Consider the following 22,397-nt stretch of genomic DNA (forward strand, 5'->3'; position numbering starts at 1 on the left):
ACATTATACATTATACATTATACATTATACATTATACATTATACATTATACATTATACATTATACATTATACTTTGTACATCAAAACTTATAATACACTCCCACTCTTATCCCAAAAGGACTTCCGGGTGTATAAGTAAGGTCTGTAGTTGGTTCTGCTTCTCCTTTTAACTGAGTTTCTGTTGCGAACTGCGCTTCGTTCCATTGTACATTGAAAAGATTGTTGACCTGAAGGTTAGCTCCCCATTTCTGACGGTTGTAAGCCAATACCAGATCATTTACAAAATAGGCTTTTGTTCTGATACTGTTGTCTTCTACAGCCGGTCTTGTACCAAGATAACGATATTGGAGTCCTAAAGAAAAGCCGTTCAGGAAATCCCAGTTTACCGATCCGGTACTGGTGACAACAGGCGCTAACGGGATATAATCCTGTCCTTTTTCCTCTTCAATAAACCTTGCGTGGGAATAATTGATATCCGCATTCAGGTAAAAGTTTTCCAAGGGCTGAAAACGGATACCCAGATCTGCCCCGAAACGTCTTGATTTCCCGGAAGGTTCTACTACGGCATCATCTCCTACGTATACAAATTCCTGCTGTAGATCCATAAACCAAATGGCCGGTGTAATGATAAGGGACTTAAAAGGATGCAGCCTAAGTCCGAAATCTCCACCAATAGAATATGGCAGTGTTTTTTGACCGTTAGTCGGAACAACAACTCTCAGATCATTGGAATGGAATCCCATACCCATTTTCAGGAACCACATAATATTATCATTTTGAGCATAGGAGAAATTTAATTTAGGGCTTAGCCTTGTTGCTTCTTTTGATTGTCCGGATGGCAATTGTTCGGCATCCAGCAGATTATGCATATTGAAGATAAAATGATCTACTCTTAAAGCCGGATTGATGGTCCATTTTCCTGTTTTCCACACTATTCCTGAATAGGCATGAAGGTTGGTTTCCGTACCCGTTACATCCGACATTCTGTTCAATAACAGATCTCTGTGATACACATGATTAAGCTGAAGAGTAGTAATATCATCGTTTCTCACCCCTATTCCTGAAATCCAGTTTAATGAGCTGTTGGCAAGAGAAAAGGTTTTGGTATATTTTACTTCTGCTCCATATATATTTCTTCCGTCTGTCTGCTGAATTTCATCACCATGGTCTTTATCTTTTAAATAAAAGGTAAAATCAGAATACAGATTAAAATTATACCTGGAATAAAAAGCCATGGCATCAATCTGCTCAGAAGGAGAAATAATATGCTTAAAATTCATCTGAAGATTTGTTCTGGATGTTTTTCCTCCTTCAGTAGGGTCTATGCTGCCCCATCTTCCAATGATTCCTTCATCTACGGCCCGCTCCGGAATCTGCCCGGAAGCATTCCATGAAGAATTGAACGTTGAAAACTGGATATTAAAATAATCATTATCCGTAAGCCATTGGTTATATTTTCCAAAAATATTGACTCTGTTAAAGTTTTGTTTTACATCAAAAGGACCGTCTGTATAATTATATTCTGCTGCTACATAGGCATTTTTACGTCCCAAATCATCATGCAGAATATTGAACATTCCCAGTACTCTTTTTGAATTAAATGAACCTCCTTCCAGCTTGATCATACTATTTTTCAACCCATTATAAGTTTGAAAATCAACATACCCCGCTGTATTAAAATCTCCACGATCCATATAATACGCTCCTTTTCCGAAATCAATATTATTAACCGTTTCAGGAATCACAAAATGAAGATCAGAATACCCCTGTCCATGGGCATGTGACACAATATTCACAGGCATCCCGTCTACATTTACGCTTACATCGGTACCATGATCAGCATCAAAACCTCTTAAAAAAAGCTGCTCAGCCTTTCCTCCTCCTGCATGCTGTGCAATAAACAATCCCGGAACTTTTCTCAGCAGGTCCTGCGCTGAATTCACCGGAAACTTATTCAAATCAACTTTAGTGATCGCCGATAAAAATGAGCTGTGATTAATGGCCACTTCAGAGATCTGAAAAGGTTTATGCTGTAAAAAAATAACTTTGTTTTTATCTTCATCGTTGGCCACTACCCATTTTACCTCATCATATCCCTGACGGCTGATCACCAGTGTATCAGGAAGAGACTGAACAGGAATAGCAAAAGTACCGTCTGTTCCTGTATGAGTATGGCTGTTTCCGTGGTCATATTTTATCAGAACATCTGCAATGGGAAATTTGTCATCAGCATCTTTGATCAGCAATTGCTTTTCGGCTTCCTGAGCCGCTAACTTTCCGCTAAAAGCCATTACCAGAAGCGCTGCTGCTATTTTAGTTATTTTCATTTTTTATCTTTTTGTAAAAAGTATGTTGTATAATATTAATGGTTGAGACTGGAGACATAGAGACTGGAGATAAGAGATTTGAGACAAGAGACCTTGAGGTGGGAGATTTGGAAGACTGATCATTCAAAAACATGGGCAACTCTTCAACATTCAAACCCTTCCACCCTAAAACGTTCTTAGCCTTCCACCCAAAAACCATCAAGCTCTCCGACGTTACGCTCTCGCTTTAAAAAATATCTTTTGAATTAAAAGTGTAATCCAAGTTCCTGCTACAAACGGAAAAGTAAATACCCCTCCCACAGCATCAAGATAATGGTTATCTATTAAAATATCATCGACGACGATTGTTAAAAGAACTGCAATAAGCACCCAGATACCGTCTGTTTTTTTGAATCCTGAAAAAACAATTGCGGAAAGTACTGCATTGAACCCAAAAAGTCCCATATGGATTTCTTTGATAGGTTCACCATTCAACTGTGATAATCCTGCTCCAAGAATAGAGGCTGTAAGTCCATATAAAGCGGCTATCGGTGAACTGATAAAAACAGCAAGGAAGAAAATCATTCCTGAAAGTACACCACCTTGAAATATCACTTCTCCAAAACCATTGGTGCAGGTAAGAAAATCATCATATTTTGTAGGTACTACTTCACTACTCAGCATAACAGATGGTGGAATGTGGGTAAAATGATGCAGTGTAAATACCAGTACCCATGTAATGATGATGAAAGGAAAAGTAAACACCGGAATTTTCTTTTGGATGAAAAAATGCTGAATAATAGCTGCCAAAGCTCCACCCAATACAATAAGAACCCAAATCAATATTGTTGTTTCGAAGAGAAAAGCCAATGCTACTCCTACCAGTGCTGCACTGAAGCCATATAATCCGGCATTGATCTCAGATTTATTATAGTTAAGCTTCATAGCAGTAAAAGTTCCGGCTGCTGTTGAAAGCAATACTGCAACCCCACATTGCCAGCTTCCCATAAAGATACCTATAAGAAACAGAAATCCGGTCCATCTGTTTTCCTGAAGCATGATCTGCCCGATTCCTTTTAAAATATTATCTATAAAAGGGATTTTTTCAAAAAATTTATTCATAGTTAGTTTTGTATAATGTATTTTTTAATAGATGTTAGATTTCAGATTAGAGACACGAGATATGGAGATAAGAGACACGAGACTTTGAGAAGAGAAACCAGGAAGGTTGGTCATTCAAAAACATGGGTTTACCTCGACTCATGTACGCTAGAAGTCCTACCAACCAAGAAAGACCATTCCGACTCCGCAAACTGTTACTACTGCTCCACTTACAACTCCCATATATCTTTCCAGCTTTTCTGTATTGAACAATGTTGAATATCCATAACGTCCCAGCAGAACCATTCCAAGCATTGTTAATACGGTTGTAACGGTAAATGAAGTCACCAATACTGCAATTTCTGACATGGAATGTTTTACTCCTGAATAAAATAACAAAGGAATCAGCGGTTCACTTGGTCCCATTACAAAAATCATAAAAAGGACAAGCGGAGTTACTTTTATTCTTGTTTGAGGCATGACCACTTCACTGTGATTGTGTTCATAGACATACACATCATCCCCCATCACATCAAAATGCTTGTGAGGTTTATTTCTGATGGCCTGGATCAATCCATATACCAAGTAGACTCCTCCAAAAACCAGCAGTGCCCATCCGGAGAAATTTCCTCTTATGTCCTGGAACCACGAGATCTTGTTCAGCTGCCAACCGAGAAACACTCCGATAAATCCTAAAATTAAAGAGCTAAATACATGCCCCAATCCGCAGACTACAGTGAGCACTGCTGTTTTCATTCCACTCCATTTTTTAGATTTGGAGAGGACAATAAAAGGCAGATAATGATCCGGTCCTGAGGCTGTATGTATAAAACTTATTGAAACGGCACTTAAAAGAAGTGCCCAAACTGTACTATCCATTTTTGTTTATCTATTGTTAATTCTTTTTATTAAGTTTTGGCTAAAGCCAGTTGAAAAATATTCTTTAGTTAGCGTGGGCTAAAGCCCACTTCTATTGATAAAATCAACCTACCTAACTTCAATAAGAATTATTTTAATTTTTATTCCAGTGACCAGAGAATTTCCTGAACATGAAGAAAGAAATTATACATCCGTTCTCCACCATGTCCCAAAGCTCTTACGACAAAACCATGATCTTCCATTGCGGAAACACCTACTTCCATTTCTTCACGGTATTGTTCTGCAGCCTCAACAATCTCCTCAATAAGCCTGTTTTTGTCTACCTTCTCCTTTGTGCTATAAAAGATCAAAGTTCCCTGATGGGTATACTGTTCCAGATTTCCTATACTACTGATGGGGATCATGTCAGGCTGAATCACAACATTATCCTTCACTACCAGTTTATTTTCATGATAGATTTCCATAAGGTTTTGAAAACGTTTCAGCTTGAAAACCTCTCCATAGTGTTTTCTTCCACAGGTAATAATCTCACTGATAATAATCTGGCTGTTTTTCCCGATCTGAATATTGGCTTTACTTTTAAAATTGGAATCTTCATGGGGAACGATAGGATGAGGAACGTAGGCAAAGGAAGTTTCATCTTCCATAGTGACATTAAGCTCCTGAACAGCCTTATCTTTCATATTGAAAAGTCTCTGATACGACTGTGACTGCAGCTGAAGTGAAGCCCCTTTTTCCAGGGCTACATCCAAATGGTAATGGTCACCATCCAGAATTCCCGGAGAAGAGCTCATCACCATCTGATAAAGCTTTTTGTCACTTTTTCGCTGCCCTACAGAAACCACTCTGAAAGGAAGTGAGACATAAAGATCTTTCACATAGGACTCCCCTCCCTTGAATCCTGCAATAATATTTAAACGACTCTCCATTTATCTTACCAAATTCGGTTCTTCAATTTCTTCTAAAAGAGCATATTTTTTTATCCAGCCGATTACTTTATCCAGACCTTCATCCGTTTTTAGATTCGTGAATACAAAAGGATTTCCTTTTCTCATTCTTCTGGCATCGTTTTCCATCACTTCAAGGCTTGCTCCTACGTGCGGGGCAAGGTCAATTTTATTAATGATCAACAAGTCTGATCTTGTAATACCGGGACCTCCTTTTCTGGGAATTTTTTCACCTTCAGCAACGTCAATAATGAAAATCGTAACGTCTGCAAGATCGGGGCTGAAAGTTGCTGAAAGATTATCACCTCCACTTTCGATAAGCACCAGTTCGATATCCGGAAAACGGGCGGCCAGCTCATCTACTGCTTCAAGGTTCATACTTGCATCTTCACGGATGGCAGTGTGAGGACATCCTCCTGTTTCCACTCCAATAATTCTTTCATGGGGAAGAAGACTGTTTTTAGCCATAAATTCAGCATCTTCTTTGGTATAAATATCATTAGTAATGACTCCAAGATCATATTTCCCGAATAATTTTCTGCTCAAACGTTCCAATAATGCAGTTTTTCCTGATCCTACAGGTCCTGCCACTCCTACTTTTATATATTTTCTATTTTCCATTTTCTTTAAATTTTACTTTGTTTGTTTCTGTTTTTTAATGCTAAGGGCGCCAGTTTTTTGACTGAGACATTTTAAAATCACAAAAGTGTTTCACGCTCATCATTTAACTTTGCTTTTTCAGCTTATTACGACATATAAAGCCTTGAATACAGTCTCTCATGCTGCATACATCTGATATCAAAAGCCGTATTACACAGTCCCACCATATCTCTATCCAGCTCCATCGTTTCCCATACTGTTTTTTCCATAACCGGATATAGAGAGAAGAGAATATCCTGCCCGTCAAGCTGCCCCAGAGGTACCAGCTTCACTGCATTGGTAATCATTCCGGCTACTGAAGTATAATAGAACCCCAACAGCGCTTCATATAAAGGAATTTTCATTAAAAAAGCATATACCCCAAATACAATACAATAGTGAGAATTGGCCTCTTTATTTTTAATTGCTTTTTCAAATTCTTCCATAAAAGGAAAGCTTTCTCTTCTTTTGAAAATTTTAATCAGTCTCAATCCCAGTTTTTGACTGGCCTGCCGGATTTCCTTTGGACATTTTATCGCATTACATTCGTTATCAAGCTGTAACAACAATTGTAAATCTCCATTTTCTGCTGCTTTATATGCCAGTTTTACAAAAGCTCCATCATTGAATTTAAGATTGTACTGAAGCATATTCTGTACAAACTCTTTTGCTGTTGGCAGGTCATGTACAATTCTTTCCTGCACATAAGTTTCAAGTCCGTTGGAATGGGTATAACCACCGATAGGAAGTGTAGGATCCGCAAGATGAAGCAATCCTGACAAAAAGTTTATGTTTATATTATTCATCTTTTGGAGCAGCCATTTTTAAGATTTTGGTAAAAATTGTTGAGCCCAGACTTCCGTGTCCGTGAGGTTCAACATTGGATTTAAGAAGGTTCAGCAGTTTTACGGATTGCTTTTCCGGTTTAAACCCACTTGCCTCCAGCCACCTGAACATGGGCATTTCGAAAGGAAGCAATACTTTATCTTCCTGGATAAAGAGAGGGATATGTTTGTTTCCTATTTCGTAGCATACCGTTCCCATTTCCAATAAAGAGCCTGGTACCATTACAATAGCTTCTGTTTCCAGCACATTGACAGCTATTACTTTTTCTGTATCTTCGAAAAGAATATCACCTTCACGCAAACGCTGCCCTTCTTTAAGAAATTTAATGGCCACATCAGTTCCCTGTCTGGTCTTTTTACGTTGGATCCTTTTTGTCGTTTCAAACCATTCCAGATCAAGATAATCTATAGGTTTTTCGGTAGGATTTTCGGTGAGATTGCCTATGGTTTGATTAATTATCATCTTTAGCGGATTTTTTTCTGAAGTCAAAGTTTTTAGAAATGCCAACCCCGAATGTTGAACCACTGAGTCCTGCTACATAGCTTTTTGTCCAACCTTCCTGTTTTGTTTTAGTCTGAAGCATTGAAAGCTCAGCAAACTTGAATTTTAAAGCCCAACCTCCACCTAACAATATTCCAATCAAAGGGTAAGCACGAAGACGGAATCCGTTAAAGTTTTGCATAGAATCTGCAGCTCCTGACAATTGTTGTCCCCAGACATAATGTGCATCAACCTGTCCAATCAATACAAAATATTTCCCAAGCATTAATGAGGGACTGTACCAAATTCCGGCTTCATTTTGTTTATATACTACATTGTGGTCAACAGAATTTTGGGAGTATGCATAGTTGACACCTACAAGGTCATTATTATTGATAAAGTATCCTACGCCAAGCGGAGCACTTGAAACGGTACTGCTGCTGGTGGAAGGAGTAGTAACTTTAGAGTAATCCAATGAACCATACACCATAAATTGCCCTTTTGGTCCCGCTTCATCACTTTTAAGCCTGTGTCCTCCCAGAAACTGAGCGCTTACCTTTCCTGAAAGCATAGTCATTCCGGCTACGGCAAGGGAGCAAACTGTTTTATTTAAATATTTCATTCTAAACTTAGTTCTATAATTATTTTAAATTCTATTGGATAAACTGTTCACCTTTTAAGTAAACCTTATAGGTTTTAGAAGCCTATAAGGTTTTAGTGGTTGGTATGTTTATCTTAGAACAAGTAATACAACTGTGTTAAAGGAAGTTTTTCTGCCGGCTCACAGGTGATATATTCACCATCTACCGTCACTTTGTAGTTTTCAGGATTCACTTCAATAAGTGGAGTCTTATCATTATGGATAAGGTCTTTTTTGGAAATATTTCTACAGTTTTTCACCGGAAGAATCATTTTCTCCAATTTGTAAGAAGCGATCGTTCCATTATCAATAGAAACCTGAGAAACGAAGTTGGCACAAATACCAAACTTAGCTTTTCCATGAGCACCAAACATATTTCTGTAGATAATAGGCTGAGGTGTGGGAATAGAAGCATTAGGATCTCCCATCTTAGCGGCAATTACAAATCCTCCTTTGACAATCATTTCAGGTTTCACACCAAATAATGCCGGCTTCCAAATCACTAAATCCGCTAATTTTCCTTCTTCCAGAGATCCCACGTATTCTGAGATACCGTGTGCAATAGCGGGGTTGATAGTATATTTAGCCACATATCTTTTGGCACGGTAGTTATCATTTCCCGTTTCTTTATCTTCTTCCAGATCTCCTCTCTGTTCCTTCATTTTACTGGCTGTCTGCCAGGTTCTGGTAATTACTTCACCCGGTCTACCCATCGCCTGAGAGTCAGAACTCATGATACTGAAAACTCCCATATCATGAAGGATATCTTCTGCTGCAATGGTTTCAGGACGGATACGGGAATCTGCAAAGGCCACATCTTCAGGAATATTCTTGCTCAGGTGATGACACACCATCAACATATCCAAATGCTCATCAATTGTATTGATGGTGTAAGGACGTGTAGGGTTTGTGGAAGCAGGCAGTACATTAGGGTACATCGCTGCTTTAATGATATCGGGAGCGTGCCCTCCACCTGCACCTTCGGTATGGAAGGTGTGGATTACTCTTCCGTTAATCGCTCTCATGGTATCTTCAAGGAAACCTCCTTCATTTAAGGTATCTGTGTGGATAGCCACCTGAACATCATATTTATCGGCTACTTTTAATGCAGCATCAATCGTCGCCGGCGTTGCACCCCAGTCTTCGTGAATCTTTACTCCCAGAGCACCTGCTTCTACCTGCTCTTCGATAGGTTCTTCTGCAGAACAGTTTCCTTTTCCGAAGAATCCAAGGTTCATAGGATATTCTTCAGCAGCTTCAAGCATTTTCTGCATATTGAATTTCCCCGGAGTTACCGTAGTAGCGTTCGTTCCGTCATTCGGACCTGTTCCACCACCGATCATTGTGGTGATCCCACTGTATAAAGATGTTTCGATCTGTTGTGGGCAGATATAGTGAATATGGGTATCAATCCCTCCCGCTGTTACGATATATCCTTTTCCCCCATGAACTTCTGTAGAGGCTCCAATGATCATATTGTGAGAAACTCCATCCATGGTATCAGGATTTCCTGCTTTTCCGATCCCTACAATCTTACCGTCTTTAATTCCGATATCTCCTTTTACAATTCCCCAGTGATCGATAATTACTGCACCGGTAATACAAAGGTCCAAAACACCTTCATCCCTTTTTGCCGTAACATTCTGTCCCATTCCGTCACGTACGGTTTTTCCACCTCCGAAAACGGCCTCATCTCCGTAATGGGTGAAGTCTTTTTCAATTTCAATGATAATTTCAGTGTCTCCCAGTCTGATTTTATCTCCGGCTGTAGGACCTAATATATTGGCATATTGTTTTCTGTCTACGTGTAAGCTCATCTTAATGATTTTTAAAGTTTAAATCTTCAACTTTTGCAAGGCTTGCTTTTTTCTGTTCTTCAGAATCTACCTGTCCGTCCACAAGATTATTGAAGCCCATTGCTTTTTTGGTTCCTCCTATTTCTACCAATTCCACTTCTTTTTCTTCTCCCGGTTCAAAACGTACAGCAGTACTTGCTACAATATTGAGTCTTTTTCCGAAAGCTTTTTCACGGTCAAAACTCATCGCTTTGTTTACCTCGAAAAAATGGAAATGTGAACCTACCTGAATAGGGCGGTCTCCTGTATTGGTTACTTTTATCTTCACAGTTTCTCTGCCTTCGTTGCAGATAATTGTGCCCTCTTTTACAAAAATTTCTCCTGGTATCATGATGAAATTGGTATTAACGGATTGGGTTATGTACGGTTACCAGCTTAGTCCCATCAGGGAAAGTCGCTTCAATCTGAACATCGTGGATCATCTCCGCAACGCCCGGCATTACATCCTCTTTTGTAAGAAGGTTTCCACCCTCCTGCATCAGTTCTGCTACTCTTTTTCCATCTCTAGCTCCTTCAAGCAGGAAATGACTGATTAATGCTATGGACTCTGGATAGTTTAATTTAAGGCCTCTTGCCTTTCTTTTTAGAGCGAGCTCGCCTGCCAGAAATAGCATAAGCTTCTCCGTTTCTCTCGGTGTTAAGTGCATTGTTTTTTATTTTAAAATTGGATATACAGTATCTGGTCTGCCTTTCAGAAAAGGCAAATAGAAATACTCAGAAATGTTAAAATGAAGAATGAATCCTTGGGATATGCTTCTTTTACAAGGCAAATCCTTTCATGGGATCATTAAACGTAAAAAAAGAATTAGCAGCCTGCTATTTGCAGAGAATGGTACAGAATGTACCTTGGTGCTGTAATATAAATACGGTTTTGAACGGCCGCTACCTGGTTATTATAGGTATACTCTGCAAAGAAATACTGAAACCACTGCTGTGCAAGTATTGAATAATCAAATTTTACCTTTTCCCAATCATTGGAATCCTGAAGATCCTGTGCATCTGAAAAACTATAAATTTCAGGCTGCGTCTGCTGATCCGATTTTTGCTGAAGAAGATGAATTTTTGATAAGATATCAGAGTATGCTTGAGTTTTCCCCTTATGTGCAAAAAGACCTGCACATAAAGTTGCGAAAAACAACAGAAAAGAGAAAAAGACAACTCTTTTTTTCATACCTTTTAATAATGGTGTAAAATTAGAGTAATCTTAAAAACCGGGCTATCAAAAAGATTATTTAAAATGTTCAAAATCGCGACAAATACAATTTTACACAAAATTCACATTTACACCCAAACCACTCATACACAGCGACTAAAGCTTCTTTATCAACTATGACAAACATTTTATCATCTTTCTTGATATCATAATTAAAATCCAGCTCATATTTTCATCTTATTTAAAATATGAAATAAAATCATTGAAAAATATCATTTTTTCATTATTAAAAAAAGGTATTCTCCTCACATCCTTCAATAATAAAGTTTATTCCATAAAAATCTGCTGTATTTTTTTCTTTCCTTATAATTATCGTAAATTTGTATACACATACTTATTTAATTTAATAAAAATAATAAAACGTAATATGTCAAAAGCAATTTCGCAAGTACCATTAGCGGTAAACGAGCCGGTAAATTCTTATGTACCGGGATCTCCGGAAGTTAAAAGCCTTATCGACACTTATAAAAAGATGTGGGCTGAGAAGGTAGAAATTCCAATGGTTATCAATGGAAAGGAAGTAAAAACTGATACAAAAGTACAGCTTCAGTCTCCTCAGGATCATGCTCACGACTTCGGATTTTATTACCAAGGTGGTATGCAGCATGTGGATGATGCTATCAACTCAGCATTGGCAGCTAAAGAAGCATGGAATGCTCTAGGTTGGGAACAACGTGCAGCCATTTTCTTAAAGGCAGCTGATCTATTGGCAGGTCCTTACAGAGATGTAATTAATGCAGCTACAATGATCGGACAGTCTAAAAACGTACACCAGGCTGAAATTGATGCAGCTTGTGAGTTCATCGACTTCTTGAGATTCAACGTAGAGTTCATGACAGAAATGTATTCTGAGCAGCCAGTTTCTGACAACGGAATCTGGAACCGTGTAGAGTACAGACCACTAGAAGGGTTCTGTTTTGCAGTAACTCCATTCAACTTTACAGCTATTTCAGGAAACCTTCCTACTTGTATGGCCATGTTAGGAAACGTTGTAGTATGGAAGCCTTCTGATAAGCAGGTTTATTCTGCAAAAGTAATCATGGATGTATTAATTGAAGCTGGTCTTCCTGCTGGGGTTATCAACATGATCTTTACAGATGGTAAAGAAACTGCTGAGAAAGTATTGGCTCACAAAGATTTTGCAGGTCTTCACTTTACGGGCTCTACAAAAGTATTCCAGGGAATGTGGAAAATGATTGGTGATAATATCCACAACTACAGAACATATCCAAGAATCGTTGGAGAAACTGGAGGTAAGGATTTTGTTATTGCTCACCCTTCTGCGAATGTAGAAGCAGTAGCTACAGCTTTAGTAAGAGGTGCTTTCGAATACCAAGGACAAAAATGTTCTGCGGCTTCAAGAGCTTATGTTCCTAAGTCTCTTTGGGCTGATGTGAAAAAAGTAATGGAAGCTCAAATGGCTACTATTAAAATTGGTTCTCCAGTAGATCCATCTAACTTCGTAAATGCTGTAATCGACAAGAATTCTTTCGAAAAATGTAAAGGATATATCACCAGAGCTAACGAATCTGCTGAAGCTACTGTAGCAATTGGTGGTACTTGTGACGATTCTAAAGGATGGTTCGTACACCCAACAGTAATTGAAACTACAAATCCTCAATACGAAAGCATGGTAGAAGAGATTTTCGGCCCAATCTTATCAGTATTCGTATATGAAGATCAGGACTGGAAAGAGACGCTTAAAGTAGTTGATTCTTCTTCTCCATATTCATTAACAGGTTCTGTATTTTCTCAAGACCGTTATGCAATTGCTGAAGCTTACAAAGCGTTAGAAAATGCATCCGGTAACTTCTACATCAACGACAAACCAACAGGTGCCGTAGTAGGACAACAGCCTTTCGGTGGTGGTAGAGCTTCAGGAACGAACGATAAAGCTGGTTCTAAAATGAACCTTCTTAGATGGACGTCTGTAAGAAGTGTGAAAGAAACTTTTGTTTCTCCAAAAGATTACAAATATCCATACCTAGGGTAATTATCAATAATGAGTAATAGGTAATGATTGCCTGTTCTTTTCATACAGCCTCGGAATTTCGGTTTCGGGGCTTTTTTGGGAATACGAGATTCGGGGTACGAGTTGCAGGGTACGCGCAAATTCGAAATTCGAAATGTAAGGTATGATGTTACTGTGGCTGTTTTTATCATAACACTAGCTCCACTCTAATATTCTAATACTCTAATACTCTCCCACTCTCCAAACTACTCACCTAACATTTTTTAACAAACTTTACCTATAATTTACAATTTCATACTACCACTTAGGAATAATTGTTGATTTTTTACAATTACACCCCAAAATAAAATTGTATGAAAAAGTTATTGTTAACAGCCATTGGAGTAGGATTATTTGCAGTGAGCTGTGGAACCAAGGAATCAACAATGTCAACAAGTAATACTGATTCGACCGCAGTAGAGTCAACACAAAAAACAGTACCGGCTACTACTGATACGGTACGTACGAAAGTGGCAAATCCTGACAGTATCAAGATGAAAAAAGATTCTACGGCAGCAACTCCTGCCAAATAAGGTATTATAACGTTTAATTTAAAATGGAAAATCTGCAGCTGAAAGTGCTGCAGATTTTTTTTGATTGAAATTTTAGATGATAAAAGGTGAGAGTCTTTCATGTAGCTATTTTTGACTAAAGCCATGGGAAGGAATATTCTTAAAGACGGATTAAAGTTTACCCCTATTGAATTTTAATATCGGTATCTTTTAACCTTTTAATTAAATCACTATATTTGAGTAAGATCAATCAATAAAAATAGTATTATGAAAAAATTATGGATAGGAGCTATTCTGGGACTTCTCTTTCTTGGAAGCTGTGCTCAAAACAAAGAAAAAAGAGAAGAATTCAAGGATGCTCACAATAAAGATTCTTTAAGAAATAAAATGGGAGATTCTGCTGTTGCCAATTCGGAACCTGTACCCGCAACCCCCGACACTTCAAAAACAAAAACCGACACTACAAAAGCTAAATAAAATCACAAATCCACAGAATATCTGTGGATTTGCACTTAAAAAAACTTGACTGAAAAAAAACCGGGCAATCAACCCCGATTATATTGTATTCCCTAATATTTCGATTAGGTAAATCTCCTACGAAGACAAGACGAGGAATCGTGATTATTTCATGGTGAAGAAATAGGCACGAATCCCAGATTAAAATTTTTGGTTTGATAAAAATTAAGTAGTTTCTCTATTGTAGAAGAAAAAATATTCCCTAAACAACAATAGAGATTAACTGTAGTATAATAGTGATCATTCCCGTTAAGCTGAAGCAAAGATAGGATAGCAACCCTTTGATATAAAACAATAGGTTGTTCATTTTCATGAAAATAGCAATAGTGATTAAAAAAAATTATTCATTTTTAATCATTTTCCCGAAAACGAACATCTTTATCTGCTTGATTTTCAGAATCAAGATGTTTAATATATGCTGACGGGGAGAAGTCAGTCACCGCTTTGAATACTGCAGCGAATTTACTATGTGAAGAAAAGCCACATTCATCAGCCAGAATACTTATTTTATATTGTCTGTATTTCTCATCATTGATAATCTTATCCACAATATAATTGATCCTTAAACGATTAATATAAGATTTAAAGTCAGCACTCTTATGCTGATTGATCACATAGGAAAGATATTTTGTATTGGTATTAAGTTCGCCCGAAAGAAAAGATAACGACATACTTTTACTGTTATAGAGGTTACCTTTTTCAAAATCTTCCAACAATTCCAGTAATTTCGACTCTGTTTCGGAAGTCATCAGAGATTCATTCCTTTTTTTATCGGCATCACTGTCTTTTTCTTCAATTTCTTCTACAGAAATATTTGAAAACTCAATTTCATGAGAGGATTGTTCCAATCTTTCTTTGGAACCATAAGCCAATTGCTGGCGGGTTCTGATTATACTTCTCAGTTTTGAGCGCTGTTTTTTCTCTTTTGTTCTGAAGAATATAATTAAACCTATAATAGATACAAATAATATAATGATAGCTACATTCTTTACAATATTAAGCCCTCCGTTTTTAACTGTTTTATTGATTGTATTTTCAGGGTTTTTAGTGAAAAACTCCTGATTACGGACCGTAATACTGTCATAAGCTCTTACATATTTCACGGCATATAGAGAAGCTTTAAATGTATCTCCTATGTCTTCATAGTAATCATTAATATTAGAATATACAGCCTTTCTGAGTTTAAGACTTCGGGAGGTATCTGCAATTTTTTCCGCTTTTTTAAGATACATCTCAGCTTCTTTCCAGTTTTTCTGTTTTAGACGGATTCCTCCAAGACCATTATAGATTAACCCCAGCGTACAGCTCCCTTTTTTCAGTAATGCTTCTGCTTTTCTATAATAATTTTCAGAAACGAGATAATCATTAAGTTTAAAGTATATATCTCCCAATGCCTGATAAGAAACAGCGATTGTTTTGCTTTTATTGGAGATCTTTGCTTTTTCAAAAAATTCCAGAGAAGCTTCAATATCCTGTATAGCATTTGAATAATTACCTAATTCCATTTCATAAAAAGCCATTTCCTGATTCAGCAGACCTGCCATTTCATTACTTTTTTGAGAATCGGTAATCAGTTTTGAGGATTCAAGTCCTTTTACAATATATTTTTTTGACCTTTCATACAGCCCAACCTGTCTGTATTGTCTGGCAAGAAGCCTGCAGATATAAATCATCTGCTCAGTATTGTCGATCTGACTAATTAAAGAATGTGCACTCTCACTGTATCCGATAGCTTTTTTAAAATTCCCTGAATACTGATAAAGTTCTGAAGAAAGAATAAGACTTTTAATTTTTTCCTGCGATGTTTGTGCAGTTATATAGAGAGAGTCTGCAGTTTTAAAAGCTGCGGGTAAATTTTTATGAGAAGTGACAACAGTTGTCTTTTCGCAGATCTGATCAAAGCTCGTTTTTTTCTGCGCAGATATCGGAATTGCTGTTGCAAGTAAAAACAAAAGTTGGAGTAAGTTTTTAGGCATAAAAAAACAAATTATTATTCTTATTTTATAATAACTCATCATTTTTTCAACTGGGTGTCTTTTTGTTTTTTACAAAACTACTAATATTTTACTTTTTATTAAAATATTCTCCTGTAATTTAATCATTTAAACCAAATCATCAATTTACATTAATTTTAATAATAAGAACAAAATAATACATGATCATCTTTCATATCAAAACTATGCCTATACTAAAATCAAGATTTAGGTATAATTATTTCTAAAATGATTGACTTAATTGTCATCATATTTATTACATTTGTATGGAACAAAATTAATTTCATGAAAAGATTAGCTATAATTTCATCTTTATTTATAGGAATTTTTGCATTTGCACAGGGTATAAAATTTGAAGACGGCAACTTTGCGTCTGTCCTTGCCAAGGCAAAAAAAGAGAATAAACTCATATTCGTTGACGCCTATGCTTCCTGGTGTGGGCCCTGCAAACTGATGGTAAAAAATATTTTCCCTCTTAAAAATGTAGGTGATTATTATAATTCTCACTTTATCAATGCTAAAATTGATATGGAAAAAGGAGAAGGTATTGAATTGGCTAAAAAATACAATGTAAAAGTATTTCCTACTTATCTATTCATTGACCCAAGTGGTGAAACTGTACACAGAACCATAGGTTATGTAGAAGAAAAAGACTTTATCCAATTTGCAAAAGATGCTGAAGATCCTAACAAAAAACTAACGGCATTAAAGCAAAAGTTTGAAAGTGGAGAAAAAGACCCTGAATTTTTAAAAAACCTTGCTGGTCTTACCCTTTATAATGATACTGAATTTGCCGGTAAAGTACTGAATCGTTATTTTCAACAGAAAACAGCTCTGGATCAGGAAGATGTTCAAATTCTTCTTTCGGGAACACAAAGTACTGAAAGTCCTCTGTATAAAATATTTCAGGAAAAGAAAGCTGAAATTATTAAGTTTTACCCTGCAGATAAATACGAAAAGTTTGATAAAAACATTAAAGTAAATACAGTAGCCCAAAAAGCCTATAATACAGAAACAAAATCATGGAATGACAATTATTTCATGACTGGAACCCAAAGCTTCTTAAGCAAAGAGGAAGCGGAAAAGGTGTTAAAGAGAATGAAAGCTAACAGAGCTTTAAAAAACAAAGATATTCCTGTATATGAAAAACTAATTCTTGAGCTGTACCAGGATTATTCTACTGCAAGCTCTGGAGAATTAAACTCTCTTGCTTGGAACTTTTTTGAAAATGTAAATACTAAAACTTCTTTAGAAAAAGCTGTTGCATGGGCACAGGAATCTGTAAAGAAAGATCAGAGCTTTGCCAACACAGATACTCTGGCAAATCTTTATAATAAAATAGGAGATAAGAAAAACGCAAAAATATGGGCTGAAAAGTCTATTGAACTAGCAAAAACTTCCGGAGAAGATTCAGCAGACACAGAAAAATTATTAAAAAGCCTTTAATAGATAAAGCATAAAAAACAAAAACCGCAGATTTTATCTGCGGTTTTTTTATGTTACAACCTTTCCTCAAATCTAGGGTTTACTATTATAGGAAAGGAAATTATCACTTTTCAAGGGCATTGAAAGATTGTGTATATATGGATACTGCGTCTCTTAGTATTCAAATAAGACACTTCCCCATGTAAATCCGCTTCCAAATGCAGAAAGAAGGACCAGATCTCCCCTTTTTATTTTACCTTCTTCAATGGCTTCACTTAAAGCAATAGGAATAGAAGCCGCCGTTGTATTTCCATATTTCTGGATATTATTAAATATTTTATCATCAGGCAATCCGAATTTCTGCTGAACAAACTGAGCAATTCTAAGATTAGCCTGGTGAGGAATAAACATATCAAGGTCTTCAACTGTTTTTCCAGCTTTGTTTAGGGCTTCTAACATTGTTTCCGGGAACCTTGTTACAGCATGTTTGAATACGAAATTACCGTTCATGATCGGGTAAACTTCTTTATTGGTTACATTTTCCGGTTCTTTTCTCATTCTGTCACTCCATCCGAATTTAGAACCTGGAAACTGCGTACAGAGTTCATCTGCATACTTCCCTTCCGAATGCATATTTACCGCTAAAATATCTCCTGAAGTTTCGTCTTCTGTAGCACAAAGTACCACGGCCCCTGCTCCGTCTCCGAAAATAACGGAAACACCTCTTCCTTCGTCAGAAAAATCCAATCCGAAAGAATGAACCTCTGCTCCAACAACAAGAATATTTTTATAGGTACCGGATTTAATAAAGGCATTGGCCACACTCATAGAATAAACAAATCCGGAACATTGATTTCTCACATCCAATGCTCCAATGGTATCACATCCCAGCATATCCTGAAGCAAAACCCCACATCCAGGAAAGTAATAATCCGGTGAAAGTGTTGCAAAAACGATATAATCAATATCTTTAGCTGTAAGACCTGCTTTTGCAAGTGCTTTTTCAGAAGCTTTAAATCCTAGATAAGCAGCAGTTTCCTGAGAGTCATTCCTGTTCTTACGATGCCTTCTTTCCTTGATTCCTGTCCTTTCTGTAATCCACTCATCATTGGTGGTCATTAATTGGGAAAGATCATCATTGGTAACAACATTATCTGGAACATAAAATCCTACTCCTTTTATGGTACTTTTAATCATATAGTTTTTTAATTTTGGCAAAGATAAAACTTATTTAAAACATAGTATTTCAAAATATTAGTATTTTTACTTTATGCCAATTGATACAATATACAGAAGCTCCCAATGTGAATGGGTAGATGTAGAGGCTCCTACAGCAGAAGACCTTAAATTTCTTCATGAAAGATATGAAATTAACAACCTTCTCCTGGAAGATACCATGGACCCTAACCACCTTCCCAAATATGAAGAGGACGGGAATGTAAAATTCTTTCTCCTCCGTGAAAGTACGGAACTGGAAAGAAAAAACCTGAATACCATCAGTGACATCAGCACCAAGATCGGAGTTTTCTTAGTGGATAATACCATTATCACTATCCACAGGATGAAAACCCGAAGTATTTCTGAGACCAAGAAACAGATTTCAGCAATTCAGGAAGATGTTACTCCTCAAAAAGTTCTTTTAATGATCGCCATATTGATTATGAAAAGTTTTGATGATGAATCCCTGAGCTTATTTGAAACTATGGATAATATTGAAAATGAGATTTTCCTCAAAAATACCAATCATACCAGCCAGATCCGAAGACTTTATAAACTGAAAAGGAAGTCCGGATTGAATTCACGGGTATTGGTTATTTCTACCGATGCTATTGACAAATTTAAACTATTGGACCTTCAGGATTCTGAAATTGTCGATTTAAAAGACAAACATAAGGATGTGGTTGCCGATTTTGACCATTTAAACATACAGATTACCAACCTTATTTCTATGTTTCTTGCACTTTCTGATCAAAAAGCCAATCAGGTCATGAAAGTCTTGGCCATCTATTCGGTTTATTTTTTACCAATCACCTTTATTGCCGGTGTGTATGGGATGAACTTTGATAATATGCCTGAGCTTCACCATAAATATGGCTATTTTATAACAATGGGAATCATGGCTACTGTAGTAATCAGTACATTTATCTATGTAAGGCGTAGACAATGGTAATCTGAAGACCATAAACAGCAGGCAAAAAAATAAAAGAGGAGCAGTACCATCAGTTCACTGAGAGATCGCTCTATCTTTTCCAACACCACAAAACAAAAGACTATGAAAACTGAGGATCTTAACAAAATTCTGGAAGATGATTCGCTTTCATCAGGATCAAAAGAAAAACTTGCAGCCCTGCATGAAAATATTTCATCCAAGGAATTCTCTGATCTACTCGACCACCAAGGAAATCAGTATGTAGAGTTTGTCCAGGAAGGTGGCGGCGTCTGGGGAAGTGCGTTGGTAGGCTATCTTTATGGCCTGGAAATCTTTGGAATCCGTTTTTTAAAGGTAGCAGGAACCAGTGCCGGAGCTATTAACACGATGTTGATTGCAGCTTGTAAAACGAAAGAGGAAGCCAAAAGTGAGCTTATTAAAGAGATTCTTTTCAGCTGGAATTTTGCAGACTTTATGGATGGAAAAACGTATGTAAAAACAACCCTCCATTCTATGCTGAACAATAAAAACTTCTTTACCATTAATCTCATTATTGCCGCAGCCCTGTTTATTATCCTGATCAGTATCCCATTCGCAGTTTCATCAGAAACGATACTGAATGCCAAGCTTATGTTTCTGATCCCTCTGATTCCGGCAATTATTCTCTTTTTCTGTATCAAAAAACTCTACAACAATTTCAGAAAAGAAAACAGCGGACTTAACCCCGGAAATGTTTTCACGGATACCATGAAGAACGCGCTCGATAGTTTTGGAATAAAAACTGTTGCCAATCTTAATGAAAAATTTATCCGGAAGGAACACAGCCTCAACCTCAACTATCGCTATGGAAACGGAGAGGAATATTATACGCGGGCTTTGCAGAGTATAGAAAAGATTAAAACTAAAAATCTGGAACATATTGACCAGACCCGATATAGAATTTTCTATGAAAGTGCCCTTAATAATGATTATTATAAAAACAACCCATTTTATCAGTTAAGATCAGAATATATTGTAATCACCACAGATATTAACGCTAAAATAAAGGTAGAGCTTCCCACTATGGCCAATTTGTATTGGTCCGAAGAAGAGCTCAAGCACATCAGCCCTGCTGAATTTGTCAGAGCTTCCATGTCTGTCCCTTTCTTTTTTGAACCTTTTCAAAAAAGGATCAATAAGGATGAAGATTCTGTGAAATATGCCTGGAAATTCTGGATGAACACCCAACAGCAAGATATTAATCCTGTAGGCGTATTTATTGATGGTGGCAGTATCTCCAATTTTCCGATCGATATATTCCATGCAGATGAAGTTTTCTACCCGAGAATGCCCCTTTTTGGAGTACAATTGACCAATGATTCCGATATTCTTTCTGAGAAGGGAAAAACAAGCGAGGAAATTCTTAAAACACCCTTCAGTTATGCAGGAAATATCATCAGTACTTTAAAAGGCTTTAATGACAAAACCTTTCTTACCAAGCATACTTTTTATCATCTGTTCAGTATACAAACCGTCAATTGCGGAAACAGCAGCTGGCTTAACTTCTTTATGAAAAAAGAGGAAAAGGAAGAACTTTTCAACAGAGGTTTTCAGGCAGCCCTCGATTTTCTCAACCAGTTTGACTGGGAGAAATACAAGTATGAAAGAATGATGCTCTCTATGAAAGAGAAAAAGATCCTGAAAGAAGAAGATACCCCTACCGTGGGATAAGGATTTTTAAGTATTTTTGTTAAGCAAAAATAGATTACGAAATATATCTGTGAATGCCGTGGAGAAAATGCTGAGTAAATAAAACCTTTCCAGAAATGAAAAAAAATATTGCACAAAAATTCTCCATTATTCTTTCAATTTTAATTGTAATATTGATTGTGTTGAGTTTTGTTCATGAGAGTTTCTGGATAAAACAGATGCTCAAAAAACCCAGATATACGGTAGCAGAGGCTACTACAGACAGGCATCAGAAGAATAACAATGGTGTAGGAACAGATTATAAATACCGGGTTAAAGACAAAATATATTTCGCAACTACAAATTGTTCTTACCAAAAAGGGGATCAGTTTCTTATCATTTTTGATTCTCTAAAACCTAAAAATGCAAAGGTCCTTGGTATCTACTCTATTGAAAATTATCTTATCGATTTAAAAATTCCTGTCAATGGTTGGAAGTATGAAGATGTTCCCTTTAAAATAGACAGCAATACCATAAAAAAATATGTACAGGACGGGAACATTGAACCCTTTGAATACGATCAGGAATAACTATCAAGGAGAACAGTAAATTCGGAAAAAAATAAGTTGAACTTACTTCAGAAAATCCGAAGAAGTCAACTTACTTTTATACCATTATAATGTATCCAAAAAGTCCATATACATCGGAACACTTCTTTCAATCCATTCCTCAGAAGAATTACGTTCTATTCCGTAATATACAAAAGGTTCCTTATACTCTGCTTTGATATAGTCAAAGGTCAATTCATAAGGCTGAAAAAGTTCATTCATCGTATATTTATATTCTCCGGACGCACTATAGCCATCTTCATCAATTCCTGCAGTAACAGCCAAAGACATTTTTTTGCCTCCCAGCTTATAACCGCTGTTACTTCCATAAGCCCAGCCATACAAAACAACCTCATCCAGCCATTGTTTTAACAGCGGTGGACTGCTAAACCAGTAAAAGGGAAACTGAAATACAATTTTATCATAAGATTCCATCAATTCCTGTTCTTTAGCCACATTAATCTTCCCATCAGGATATGCTTCATACAACTGATGAACAGTATATTTTTCAGGAAATTTTTTGAGTTCTTCAATCCATCTTTTATTGATTACAGATTTTTCAATATCAGGATGAGTGACAATAATTAAGGTTTTCATTCAATTTAAA

The 22,397-nt window shown here is 36.8% G+C and carries 22 protein-coding genes; 7 read left to right on the top strand and 15 right to left on the bottom strand.

Annotated features, from left to right (window positions below; translation table 11 throughout):
• Window positions 1-80: 80 nt before the first annotated feature.
• From DRF57_RS11135 to DRF57_RS11195, 12 genes are all read right to left on the bottom strand, one after another.
• Complete coding sequence (locus DRF57_RS11135; RefSeq protein WP_115918534.1) at window positions 81-2,327, bottom strand: TonB-dependent receptor; 2,247 nt, start codon at window positions 2,325-2,327, stop codon at window positions 81-83.
• 213 nt (window positions 2,328-2,540) lie between these two features.
• Window positions 2,541-3,428 carry an urea transporter gene (locus DRF57_RS11145; RefSeq protein ID WP_052188570.1) on the bottom strand — a complete coding sequence of 296 codons (888 nt, stop codon included), beginning with the start codon at window positions 3,426-3,428 and terminating at the stop codon, window positions 2,541-2,543.
• 156 nt (window positions 3,429-3,584) lie between these two features.
• Window positions 3,585-4,286 (bottom strand): hypothetical protein, encoded by a 702-nt coding sequence (locus DRF57_RS11150; RefSeq protein WP_115918538.1) that lies wholly within the window; start codon window positions 4,284-4,286, stop codon window positions 3,585-3,587.
• A 140-nt stretch (window positions 4,287-4,426) separates the two neighbouring features.
• Complete coding sequence (locus DRF57_RS11155) at window positions 4,427-5,215, bottom strand: urease accessory protein UreD (protein WP_084086222.1); 789 nt, start codon at window positions 5,213-5,215, stop codon at window positions 4,427-4,429.
• Complete coding sequence (gene ureG / locus DRF57_RS11160) at window positions 5,216-5,854, bottom strand: urease accessory protein UreG (RefSeq protein ID WP_047487517.1); 639 nt, start codon at window positions 5,852-5,854, stop codon at window positions 5,216-5,218.
• A gap of 125 nt (window positions 5,855-5,979) precedes the next feature.
• Complete coding sequence (locus DRF57_RS11165) at window positions 5,980-6,669, bottom strand: urease accessory protein UreF (protein WP_115918651.1); 690 nt, start codon at window positions 6,667-6,669, stop codon at window positions 5,980-5,982.
• A gap of 1 nt (window position 6,670) precedes the next feature.
• On the bottom strand, window positions 6,671-7,180 hold the full coding sequence (ureE, locus tag DRF57_RS11170; RefSeq protein WP_047487511.1) for an urease accessory protein UreE: 510 nt from the start codon (window positions 7,178-7,180) through the stop codon (window positions 6,671-6,673).
• Window positions 7,170-7,820: a hypothetical protein gene (locus DRF57_RS11175; protein ID WP_115918540.1), complete on the bottom strand. Its 651-nt coding sequence runs from the start codon at window positions 7,818-7,820 to the stop codon at window positions 7,170-7,172. Before DRF57_RS11175 ends, ureE begins: the two co-directional genes overlap by 11 nt.
• Window positions 7,821-7,933: 113 nt before the next feature.
• Window positions 7,934-9,655 (bottom strand): urease subunit alpha, encoded by a 1,722-nt coding sequence (gene ureC / locus DRF57_RS11180; RefSeq protein WP_115918542.1) that lies wholly within the window; start codon window positions 9,653-9,655, stop codon window positions 7,934-7,936.
• Between the two features lies 1 nt (window position 9,656).
• The gene (gene ureB, locus DRF57_RS11185) at window positions 9,657-10,025 is read right to left on the bottom strand and encodes an urease subunit beta (protein WP_047487501.1); all 369 of its coding nucleotides are present in this window, start codon (window positions 10,023-10,025) and stop codon (window positions 9,657-9,659) included.
• A 13-nt stretch (window positions 10,026-10,038) separates the two neighbouring features.
• On the bottom strand, window positions 10,039-10,341 hold the full coding sequence (gene ureA, locus DRF57_RS11190; protein ID WP_047487498.1) for an urease subunit gamma: 303 nt from the start codon (window positions 10,339-10,341) through the stop codon (window positions 10,039-10,041).
• Window positions 10,342-10,499: 158 nt separating this feature from the next.
• On the bottom strand, window positions 10,500-10,865 hold the full coding sequence (locus DRF57_RS11195) for a hypothetical protein (protein WP_047487495.1): 366 nt from the start codon (window positions 10,863-10,865) through the stop codon (window positions 10,500-10,502).
• Window positions 10,866-11,274: 409 nt separating this feature from the next.
• On the opposite strand from DRF57_RS11195, the gene pruA reads away from it, so the two are divergent.
• From pruA to DRF57_RS11210, 3 genes are all read left to right on the top strand, one after another.
• Entirely contained in the window at window positions 11,275-12,900 is a 1,626-nt protein-coding gene (gene pruA, locus DRF57_RS11200) for an L-glutamate gamma-semialdehyde dehydrogenase (RefSeq protein WP_115918544.1), read from the top strand.
• A gap of 332 nt (window positions 12,901-13,232) precedes the next feature.
• Window positions 13,233-13,451: a cytochrome C551 gene (locus tag DRF57_RS11205; RefSeq protein ID WP_115918546.1), complete on the top strand. Its 219-nt coding sequence runs from the start codon at window positions 13,233-13,235 to the stop codon at window positions 13,449-13,451.
• Window positions 13,452-13,697: 246 nt separating this feature from the next.
• Window positions 13,698-13,907, top strand: coding sequence for a hypothetical protein (locus tag DRF57_RS11210; RefSeq protein ID WP_047487487.1), 210 nt, complete (start codon window positions 13,698-13,700; stop codon window positions 13,905-13,907).
• A 389-nt stretch (window positions 13,908-14,296) separates the two neighbouring features.
• On the opposite strand, the gene DRF57_RS11215 is transcribed toward DRF57_RS11210, so the two are convergent.
• Window positions 14,297-15,922 (bottom strand): tetratricopeptide repeat protein, encoded by a 1,626-nt coding sequence (locus tag DRF57_RS11215; RefSeq protein ID WP_167449365.1) that lies wholly within the window; start codon window positions 15,920-15,922, stop codon window positions 14,297-14,299.
• Window positions 15,923-16,225: 303 nt separating this feature from the next.
• Between DRF57_RS11215 and DRF57_RS11220 the strand changes: the two genes are divergently transcribed.
• The gene (locus tag DRF57_RS11220; protein ID WP_115918550.1) at window positions 16,226-17,386 is read left to right on the top strand and encodes a thioredoxin family protein; all 1,161 of its coding nucleotides are present in this window, start codon (window positions 16,226-16,228) and stop codon (window positions 17,384-17,386) included.
• A 153-nt stretch (window positions 17,387-17,539) separates the two neighbouring features.
• On the opposite strand, the gene DRF57_RS11225 is transcribed toward DRF57_RS11220, so the two are convergent.
• Entirely contained in the window at window positions 17,540-18,562 is a 1,023-nt protein-coding gene (locus DRF57_RS11225) for a 3-oxoacyl-ACP synthase III family protein (protein WP_047487479.1), read from the bottom strand.
• Window positions 18,563-18,635: 73 nt separating this feature from the next.
• Between DRF57_RS11225 and DRF57_RS11230 the strand changes: the two genes are divergently transcribed.
• From DRF57_RS11230 to DRF57_RS11240, 3 genes are all read left to right on the top strand, one after another.
• Window positions 18,636-19,535 (top strand): magnesium transporter CorA family protein, encoded by a 900-nt coding sequence (locus DRF57_RS11230; RefSeq protein ID WP_047487474.1) that lies wholly within the window; start codon window positions 18,636-18,638, stop codon window positions 19,533-19,535.
• Window positions 19,536-19,637: 102 nt separating this feature from the next.
• Window positions 19,638-21,224, top strand: coding sequence for a patatin-like phospholipase family protein (locus tag DRF57_RS11235; RefSeq protein WP_115918552.1), 1,587 nt, complete (start codon window positions 19,638-19,640; stop codon window positions 21,222-21,224).
• Window positions 21,225-21,319: 95 nt separating this feature from the next.
• A complete protein-coding gene (locus DRF57_RS11240) occupies window positions 21,320-21,772 on the top strand; it encodes a hypothetical protein (RefSeq protein ID WP_115918554.1) in 453 nt (150 codons plus the stop codon).
• Between the two features lie 84 nt (window positions 21,773-21,856).
• Here the strand turns inward: DRF57_RS11240 and DRF57_RS11245 are convergent, their stop codons facing one another.
• On the bottom strand, window positions 21,857-22,387 hold the full coding sequence (locus DRF57_RS11245) for an NAD(P)H-dependent oxidoreductase (protein ID WP_047487464.1): 531 nt from the start codon (window positions 22,385-22,387) through the stop codon (window positions 21,857-21,859).
• Window positions 22,388-22,397: the final 10 nt, after the last annotated feature.

Source organism: Chryseobacterium rhizosphaerae (genome assembly GCF_003385455.1).
GTDB classification, from domain to species: domain Bacteria; phylum Bacteroidota; class Bacteroidia; order Flavobacteriales; family Weeksellaceae; genus Chryseobacterium; species Chryseobacterium rhizosphaerae.

What these genes read in the sequence shown, in the direction of transcription:
- DRF57_RS11235 (WP_115918552.1), top strand. Translation starts at nt 19,638, where the DNA reads ATGAAAACTGAGGATCTTAACAAAATTCTGGAAGATGATTCGCTTTCA.
- DRF57_RS11195 (WP_047487495.1), bottom strand. Translation starts at nt 10,865, where the DNA reads ATGAAAAAAAGAGTTGTCTTTTTCTCTTTTCTGTTGTTTTTCGCAACT.
- DRF57_RS11220 (WP_115918550.1), top strand. Translation starts at nt 16,226, where the DNA reads ATGAAAAGATTAGCTATAATTTCATCTTTATTTATAGGAATTTTTGCA.
- DRF57_RS11245 (WP_047487464.1), bottom strand. Translation starts at nt 22,387, where the DNA reads ATGAAAACCTTAATTATTGTCACTCATCCTGATATTGAAAAATCTGTA.
- ureA (WP_047487498.1), bottom strand. Translation starts at nt 10,341, where the DNA reads ATGCACTTAACACCGAGAGAAACGGAGAAGCTTATGCTATTTCTGGCA.
- pruA (WP_115918544.1), top strand. Translation starts at nt 11,275, where the DNA reads ATGTCAAAAGCAATTTCGCAAGTACCATTAGCGGTAAACGAGCCGGTA.
- DRF57_RS11135 (WP_115918534.1), bottom strand. Translation starts at nt 2,327, where the DNA reads ATGAAAATAACTAAAATAGCAGCAGCGCTTCTGGTAATGGCTTTTAGC.
- DRF57_RS11215 (WP_167449365.1), bottom strand. Translation starts at nt 15,922, where the DNA reads ATGCCTAAAAACTTACTCCAACTTTTGTTTTTACTTGCAACAGCAATT.
- DRF57_RS11155 (WP_084086222.1), bottom strand. Translation starts at nt 5,215, where the DNA reads ATGGAGAGTCGTTTAAATATTATTGCAGGATTCAAGGGAGGGGAGTCC.
- DRF57_RS11240 (WP_115918554.1), top strand. Translation starts at nt 21,320, where the DNA reads ATGAAAAAAAATATTGCACAAAAATTCTCCATTATTCTTTCAATTTTA.
- ureG (WP_047487517.1), bottom strand. Translation starts at nt 5,854, where the DNA reads ATGGAAAATAGAAAATATATAAAAGTAGGAGTGGCAGGACCTGTAGGA.
- DRF57_RS11150 (WP_115918538.1), bottom strand. Translation starts at nt 4,286, where the DNA reads ATGGATAGTACAGTTTGGGCACTTCTTTTAAGTGCCGTTTCAATAAGT.
- ureB (WP_047487501.1), bottom strand. Translation starts at nt 10,025, where the DNA reads ATGATACCAGGAGAAATTTTTGTAAAAGAGGGCACAATTATCTGCAAC.
- DRF57_RS11210 (WP_047487487.1), top strand. Translation starts at nt 13,698, where the DNA reads ATGAAAAAATTATGGATAGGAGCTATTCTGGGACTTCTCTTTCTTGGA.
- DRF57_RS11230 (WP_047487474.1), top strand. Translation starts at nt 18,636, where the DNA reads ATGCCAATTGATACAATATACAGAAGCTCCCAATGTGAATGGGTAGAT.
- ureE (WP_047487511.1), bottom strand. Translation starts at nt 7,180, where the DNA reads ATGATAATTAATCAAACCATAGGCAATCTCACCGAAAATCCTACCGAA.
- ureC (WP_115918542.1), bottom strand. Translation starts at nt 9,655, where the DNA reads ATGAGCTTACACGTAGACAGAAAACAATATGCCAATATATTAGGTCCT.
- DRF57_RS11175 (WP_115918540.1), bottom strand. Translation starts at nt 7,820, where the DNA reads ATGAAATATTTAAATAAAACAGTTTGCTCCCTTGCCGTAGCCGGAATG.
- DRF57_RS11225 (WP_047487479.1), bottom strand. Translation starts at nt 18,562, where the DNA reads ATGATTAAAAGTACCATAAAAGGAGTAGGATTTTATGTTCCAGATAAT.
- DRF57_RS11145 (WP_052188570.1), bottom strand. Translation starts at nt 3,428, where the DNA reads ATGAATAAATTTTTTGAAAAAATCCCTTTTATAGATAATATTTTAAAA.
- DRF57_RS11205 (WP_115918546.1), top strand. Translation starts at nt 13,233, where the DNA reads ATGAAAAAGTTATTGTTAACAGCCATTGGAGTAGGATTATTTGCAGTG.